Raw genomic sequence first — 7,336 nt, 5'->3', positions numbered from 1 at the left:
GAGTTCACCCAGCTCGACATCGAGATGAGCTTCGTGGACCAGGACGACGTGATCGCCCTGATGGAGGAGGTCCTCGCCGCGATCTGGGCGCTGGAGGGTCACGAGATCCCGCGCCCGGTCCCGCGGATGACGTACGCCGACGCGATGGCACGCTTCGGCTCCGACAAGCCTGACCTGCGCATGGGCCAGGAGCTGGTCGACTGCACCGAGTACTTCGCCGACACCACCTTCCGGGTCTTCCAGGCGCCGTACGTCGGCGCCGTGGTGATGCCCGGCGGGGCCGACCAGCCGCGCCGCCAGTTCGACGCCTGGCAGGAGTGGGCCAAGCAGCGCGGCGCCAAGGGTCTGGCGTACGTCACGGTCAGCGCCGAGGGTGAGCTGGGTGGCCCCGTCGCCAAGAACCTCTCCGACGCCGAGAAGGCCGGCCTCGCCGCCCACGCCGGTGCGCAGCCGGGGGACTGCATCTTCTTCGCCGCTGGTGCCCCCAAGGCGAGCCGGGCCCTGCTCGGCGCGGCGCGCCTGGAGATCGGTCGCCGCTGCGGCCTGATCGACGAGGACGCCTTCGCCTTCACCTGGGTCGTCGACGCACCGCTCTTCGAGCCGGCCGACGACGCGGTCGCCAGCGGTGACGTGGCCGTCGGCGCGGGCGCCTGGACGGCCGTGCACCACGCGTTCACCAGCCCCAAGCCGGAGTTCCTCGACACCCTCGAGGCAGACCCGGGCGCCGCGCTGGCGTACGCGTACGACATCGTGTGCAACGGCAGCGAGCTCGGTGGCGGGTCGATCCGTATCCACCGCGAGGACGTGCAGAAGCGCGTGTTCGAGATCATGGGCATCGGTGAGGCAGAGGCCGAGGAGAAGTTCGGCTTCCTGCTCGAGGCGTTCAAGTTCGGAGCGCCGCCGCACGGTGGCATCGCGGTGGGAATGGACCGTATTGTTGCGATCCTGGCGAAGGCGGACTCGATCCGGGACGTGATCGCGTTCCCCAAGTCGGGTGGCGGTTTCGACCCGCTGACCGCAGCACCTGCTCCCATCACCGCGCAGCAGCGCAAGGAAGCCGGTGTGGACGCGAAGCCCTCGGAGGAAGTTCCGTCCTGACTCGACGCCGCAGGATGGATTCCTGCGGCCCGAGACCAAAGTGTTACCGCTTGGTGATCCCCAAGCGCCATCCGTTCGCCTACAGTCGGGAAGCGGTACTCGGACCACCGGTCCAGTACTGCGACCGACTGTAGGACGAACGATGAGGTGGGAATGTCAACTCCGAGCAGCGATCTCGAGAGCCACCTCGTCACGACGGATCCTGAGGCGCTCGAGGGTGACCCAGGGGGCGTGATCGTCAGCAAGTCGCCGATGCAGTTGGCGATGGCACGTTTCCGCAAGGACAAGCTGACGATGGTGTCGTTCTGCATCGTCGTGTTCTTCTTCGTCGCCGCACTGATGGCGCCGATCCTCGTGGCGCTCGACGTGCTCGACCCGTTCACCACGAACCTCGACCTGCTCGACGAGAACACGCTCCCGATCGGACGCTTCAGCGGCATGTCGTGGGACCACCCGCTGGGTGTGGAGCCCGGTGCGGGGCGTGACGCCCTGTCGCGCATCTGGTTCGGCATCACCTTCTCGCTGGGCATCGCGCTGGTCGCGACCCTGATCGCGATGACGCTCGGCGTGGTGCTCGGCATCATCTCGGGTGCGTCCGGCGGCTGGGTCGACGCGATCATCGGCCGCATCATTGACCTCACCCTGGCCTTCCCGCAGACGCTGATGCTGCTGGCCCTCTCGGCCGTGGCGCTGGCGTTCATCGAGGAGGTCATGGGTATTCCGGCCGGCGACGCGTCACGGTCCTTCTACGTCGTCGTCATCCTCGGCCTCTTCGGATGGACCGGCATCGCCCGCGTCACCCGTGGTCAGGTGCTCTCGCTGCGTGAACGGGAGTTCGTGCATGCAGCGACCCTGCTCGGAGCCTCCCGCTGGAGGATCTACTTCAAGGAGATCCTGCCCAACCTGTGGGCCCCGATCCTGGTCCAGCTCACGCTGATCCTTCCTGCCTTCGTCTCGGCCGAGGCCGCCCTGAGCTACCTGGGCATCAGCATCCGGCCGCCGACGCCGACGCTGGGCAACGTGCTGTTCGACGCGCTGCGCTACGCAGACTCGGCGTTCATCTACTTCTTCGGCCCCGCCGTCCTGATCGCGACGATCGTCGTCTCGTTCAACCTGCTCGGAGACGGTCTCCGAGACGCCCTCGACCCCAAGTCGGGTCGCTAGTCACCGGTCCACGACCGGTCCCACAGACCTCGCCGGCAGTCCCGTCGGTGACCGTGCCGCCGCATATGCGCCGCACATCCAAGGAGGAAACACATGGTTAGCAAGTTGAGGAGGACTGTCGCAGCCAGCGCTGCAGCAGTGCTCGGATTGAGCTTGGCCGCCTGCGGCGGCGGTGGCTCGGACGAGCCCGACGGCGACGGCAACAAGCCGGCCGCCGAGGGCGCCAAGGGTGGGACGCTGACGGTTCTGCAGCACTTCCCGTACGAGAGCGTTGACCCGCAGCGCATCTACTACGGTGTCGAGCTGGCGCACTTCCGTCGTCTCCTGTACCGCGGTCTGCTCGCGTTCCCGATGGACGAGGACAACGAGGTCGGCACCACGCCGGTCCCCGACCTCGCCACCGACACGGGCACCTCCAGCGAGGGCGGCAAGGTCTGGTCCTTCACCCTCAAGGACGGCGTCAAGTGGGAAGACGGCTCGGACATCACCTGTGAGGACGTCCAGTACGGCACCTCGCGCGTGTTCGCCAACGACGTCATCATCGGCGGCCCGAACTACACGCTCAGCTACATCGACGTGAAGGACTACCCGGGCCCGTACAAGGCGACCGAGGAGCAGCAGGCTGCCTTCGAGGACGCGGTCAGCTGCGACGGCAAGACCATCACCTTCCGCTTCAACAAGCCGTGGGCGGACTTCCCGCAGGCCATCGCGGGCATGATGATGACCGACCCGTACAAGGAAGAGTTCGACGAGGGCGCCAAGAGCCAGTGGAAGGTCCTGTCCAACGGGCCTTACAAGGTCGAGGGCGGCAAGTGGGACAAGAACAAGGGCGCGACCCTGGTTCGCAACGAGAACTACGACGCCGCGACGGACGACCCGGAGGCGCTGCGTCTCGCGCTTCCCGACACCGTCGAGGTCCAGATCGACCCGTCCGACACGGCCGGTGAGCTCTTCAACGACCGCCTGATCGCCGACGCCCCGGCCGACCAGACCGCCATCACCCTGGCGCGTGTGGCCCCGGCGCAGTTCCCGCAGATCACGGGCCCGGTCGAGGACCGCTTCGTCAACGTCCTCTCGCCGTACAACTCGTACCTGTCGCCGAACTTCAAGAAGGTCACCGACGTCAACGTGCGTCGTGCCCTGGCTGCCGCTCTGGACCTGGACGGCTACGTCAAGGCTCTCGGTGGCGAGAAGGCCGCTGCTGCCAGCGAGACCATCGTGAACCCGGGCGTCTCCGGCGCCCAGGACAACCCGGCCTTCGCCGGTGACAACGGTGGCGACCCCGAGGCCGCCAAGGCGCTCCTCGAGGAGGCCGGCGTCAAGACCCCGTACCCGATCAAGCTCGGTTACTCGGCCAGCCCGACCGCTGACAAGGCCATGGCCATCGTCAAGGAGAGCTGGGACGCTGCTGGGTTCGACGTGACCCTCGAGCCACTCAGCGACACCTACTACGACGTCATCTCCAAGCCGGACGACGACTACGACGTCACCTGGGGTGGCTGGGGTGCTGACTGGCCCTCGATGATGACCGTCCTGCCCCCGCTGTACGACAGCCGCCCGAACTTCTCGCCCACCACGTGTGGCCAGAACTACGGCTGCTACCAGTCCGACGCGTTCGAGGCGCTGGTCGACAAGGCCGCCAACGCGGAGGACGTCGAGCAGCAGGTCGGCTTCCTGCAGGAGGCTGACGCTCAGCTCGGCGAGGACGTCGCCTACATCCCGCTGGAGATCACCAAGTTCAACTGGCTCCACGGCTCCAAGGTGACCGGCTTCACCACGACCCCGGCCTCGTCCTCCTACCCGGAGATCGGCCTGATCGGCGTCGAGCAGTGATCGAAGGCTCCCGAGCCTGACATCCACACAGGAATGGTGCCGGGTGGGCAGAACCTGCTCACCCGGCACACCTGTGGGTCATGGGCCTACAGGCCCTCGACCCAGCCCCCGGTGCCCCACCGTGCGGCACGTCCCGCTTACCAGGAGGTGAGCCCCTCTCATGTGGGCCTACATCGTCCGTCGATGCTTCGTCGGCATCTTGCTGCTGCTGGCGCTGACACTCGTCACGTTCACCCTCTTCTTCGCCTCCCCGGTGGATCCCGCCCGCTTCGCGTGCGGCAAGAACTGCACGGAGGAGCAGCGAGCGATCACCAGCAAGGCGCTCGGTTACGACCAGCCGCCGCAGAAGCAGTGGGTCGACTTCATGAAGGGCGTCGCCGTCGGGCGTGACTTCCCGGTCGACGAGGAGCAGCGCAAGGCTGCACCGGAGCAGGTCACCCACTGCGAGGCCCCCTGCCTGGGCTTCTCCACGCTCAACCAGCGCACCGTCAACGAGATGATCGCCGAGTACGCACCGGTCTCCATCTCGCTGGCCGTCGTCGCGCTGGTGATGTGGCTGACCGGCGGCATCCTCTTCGGCATCCTCGCCGCGGTGACCAAGGGGTCCTTCCTGGATCGCGGCATCGTCGGCCTGACCCTGCTGGCCTACGCGTTCCCGACCTTCTTCATCGCCGTCTTCATGCTGAAGTACGTCGCGATCCGTTGGGACGTGATCCCCTACCCGTACTACGTGCCCATCGCCGAGGGAGGAGTGTTCGCCTGGTTGGGCGGACTGCTGGTGCCGGCCTTCGTGCTCGCACTGGTCTTCATGGCGGGGTACGTGCGCATGACCCGTGCCTTCGTGCTGGAGTCCATGAGTGAGGACTACGTCCGCACGGCGAAGGCCAAGGGCCTCCCGGCGCGCACGGTCCTCGGCAAGCACGGTCTCCGGGCGGCCCTGACGCCGCTGGTCACCATGGCTGGCATGGACTTCGCGGGGCTCCTGGGCGGCGCGATCATCACCGAGAGCGTCTTCGCCTACCGCGGCCTGGGTCTGTTGACCCTGCAGGCCAGCAACGCCTACGACCTGCCGACCATCATCGGCGTCGTGGTGGTGGCGGGTGCCTTCGTGATCGTGGCCAACATCGTCGTCGACATCCTGTACGGCGTGATCGACCCGCGCGTCCGGCTGGCATGAGAGAGGTGAGCAACGTGGATCTCACGCAGCAGAACACGACGGACAGCGAGTCCTTCCTGGTCGTGGACGACCTCCGGGTGCACTTCCCGACCGTCGACGGTGTCGTCAAGGCGACCGACGGCCTGTCCTTCTCGCTCGAGCGCGGCAAGACGCTGGGCATCGTGGGCGAGTCCGGATCCGGCAAGTCCGTCTCCAGCTCGGCCATCCTCGGCCTGCACCGCGGCACCAACGCCCAGGTGAGCGGGGAGATCAGGCTCGACGGCGTCGACCTGCTGACGCTCTCCAACGAGGAGATGCGCAAGCGCCGCGGTCGCGACGTCGCGATGATCTTCCAGGACCCGCTGTCGGCGATGCACCCCTACTACACGGTGGGCTCCCAGCTCGCCGAGGCGTACCGCGTGCACAACAAGGTGACCCGGGCCGTGGCCAAGAAGCGTGTCGTCGAGATGCTCGACCTGGTCGGGATCCCGCAGCCGGACCGTCGCTACGACTCCTACCCGCACCAGTTCTCCGGCGGCATGCGCCAGCGCGCGATGATCGCGATGGCACTGATCAACGACCCGTCGCTGGTCATCGCCGACGAGCCCACCACGGCGCTCGACGTGACCGTCCAGGCCCAGATCCTCGACCTGCTGGGCAACCTGCAGAAGGAGTTCAACGCGGCGATCATCCTCATCACCCACGACCTCGGTGTCGTGGCGGAGATGGCCGACGACGTCCTGGTCATGTACGGAGGCAAGGCGGTCGAGTACGGACCGGCGCGCGAGGTGCTGACGCACCCCGAGATGCCGTACACGTGGGGTCTGCTCTCGAGCGTCCCGGACGTCACCGCCGACACCAACGCCCGGATGGTCCCGATCCCGGGCTCCCCGCCGAGCCTGCTGAACCCGCCGTCGGGCTGTGCCTTCCACCCGCGCTGCACCTTCCGGTCCGAGGTGGCCGGCGACCTGTGCACCACGGTGGTGCCCGACCTCGCGCCCGGGGCGCGCGGCGGCAACCACCTCAAGCGGTGCCACCTGGCCGACCCTGACACGATCTACGAGGTGAAGGTGCTGCCCGAGATCGCCCCCGACCTTGCCGAGGAGCAGTGAGATGACCGAGTTCGCGGAAACCCCGCGCTCTGAGACTGGCGAGGCCACGACACTTGAGACTGCCCTGGTGGGTAGTACGCCCACCGAGCTCGACACGAGCCGTCCGGCCATCCTGACGGTGCGCGACCTCAAGCAGTACTTCCCGGTGAAGTCGGCTGGCCTCATCCACCGCAAGATCGGTGACGTGCAGGCCGTGGACGGCGTGTCGTTCGAGGTGCCGCAGGGTGGGTCCCTGGGCCTCGTGGGTGAGTCCGGGTGTGGCAAGTCCACCACCGGTCGTGCGATCACGCGCCTCTACAAGCCGACCGCGGGCCAGATCGTCTTCGACGGCAAGGACTTGGCGCCGATGAGCCCGGGTCAGTTGAAGCCGCTGCGCCGCGAGGTGCAGATGATCTTCCAGGACCCGTACAGCTCGCTGAACCCGCGCCACACGATCGGCGCGATCATCGGTGCGCCGCTGCGGATCCACAACATGGTGCCGAAGGAGCAGACGCTCAAGCGGGTCCAGGAGCTGCTGGAGGTCGTCGGCCTCAACCCGGAGCACTACAACCGGTACCCGAACGAGTTCTCCGGTGGTCAGCGTCAGCGCATCGGCGTGGCGCGTGCGCTCGCCCTGCAGCCCAAGCTGATCGTGGCCGACGAGCCTGTCTCGGCTCTGGACGTGTCGATCCAGGCGCAGGTGGTCAACCTGCTGCAGGACATCCAGCGTGAGTTCGACGTGGCGTTCCTGTTCATCGCCCACGACCTCGCCGTGGTGCGTCACTTCTGCCCCGAGGTGGCGGTGATGTACCTGGGCAAGATCGTCGAGATCGGCGACCGCGACAGCATCTACTCCAACGCCCACCACCCGTACACCCAGGCGCTGCTCTCGGCGGTGCCCGACGTGAAGCAGGCCGTGGTCGGTGGTCGTCGCGAGCGGATCCGACTCGAGGGCGACGTCCCGAGCCCGATCAACCCGCCGTCGGGCTGCCGC

At 67.3% G+C, this 7,336-nt stretch carries 6 protein-coding genes; all 6 read left to right on the top strand.

Features of this window, described 5'->3' with window-relative positions:
* Window positions 1–1,098: aspartate--tRNA ligase (gene aspS, locus ACI379_RS13975; protein WP_439792705.1), on the top strand; the 1,098-nt coding region annotated here is incomplete at its 5' end.
* A 153-nt stretch (window positions 1,099–1,251) separates the two neighbouring features.
* Window positions 1,252–2,262: an ABC transporter permease gene (locus ACI379_RS13970; protein ID WP_439792704.1), complete on the top strand. Its 1,011-nt coding sequence runs from the start codon at window positions 1,252–1,254 to the stop codon at window positions 2,260–2,262.
* A 138-nt stretch (window positions 2,263–2,400) separates the two neighbouring features.
* Window positions 2,401–4,095: an ABC transporter substrate-binding protein gene (locus tag ACI379_RS13965; protein WP_439792703.1), complete on the top strand. Its 1,695-nt coding sequence runs from the start codon at window positions 2,401–2,403 to the stop codon at window positions 4,093–4,095.
* Between the two features lie 160 nt (window positions 4,096–4,255).
* Complete coding sequence (locus tag ACI379_RS13960) at window positions 4,256–5,272, top strand: ABC transporter permease (protein ID WP_439792702.1); 1,017 nt, start codon at window positions 4,256–4,258, stop codon at window positions 5,270–5,272.
* Between the two features lie 5 nt (window positions 5,273–5,277).
* Window positions 5,278–6,363, top strand: coding sequence for an ABC transporter ATP-binding protein (locus ACI379_RS13955; RefSeq protein ID WP_439792701.1), 1,086 nt, complete (start codon window positions 5,278–5,280; stop codon window positions 6,361–6,363).
* 67 nt (window positions 6,364–6,430) lie between these two features.
* On the top strand, window positions 6,431–7,336 hold a 906-nt coding region (locus tag ACI379_RS13950; RefSeq protein WP_439792700.1), incomplete at its 3' end, for an ABC transporter ATP-binding protein.

Origin of the sequence: Nocardioides sp. (assembly GCF_051876515.1) — a bacterium.
Lineage (GTDB): Bacteria > Actinomycetota > Actinomycetes > Propionibacteriales > Nocardioidaceae > Nocardioides.
This window is presented reverse-complemented; position numbering and strand designations above follow the sequence as displayed.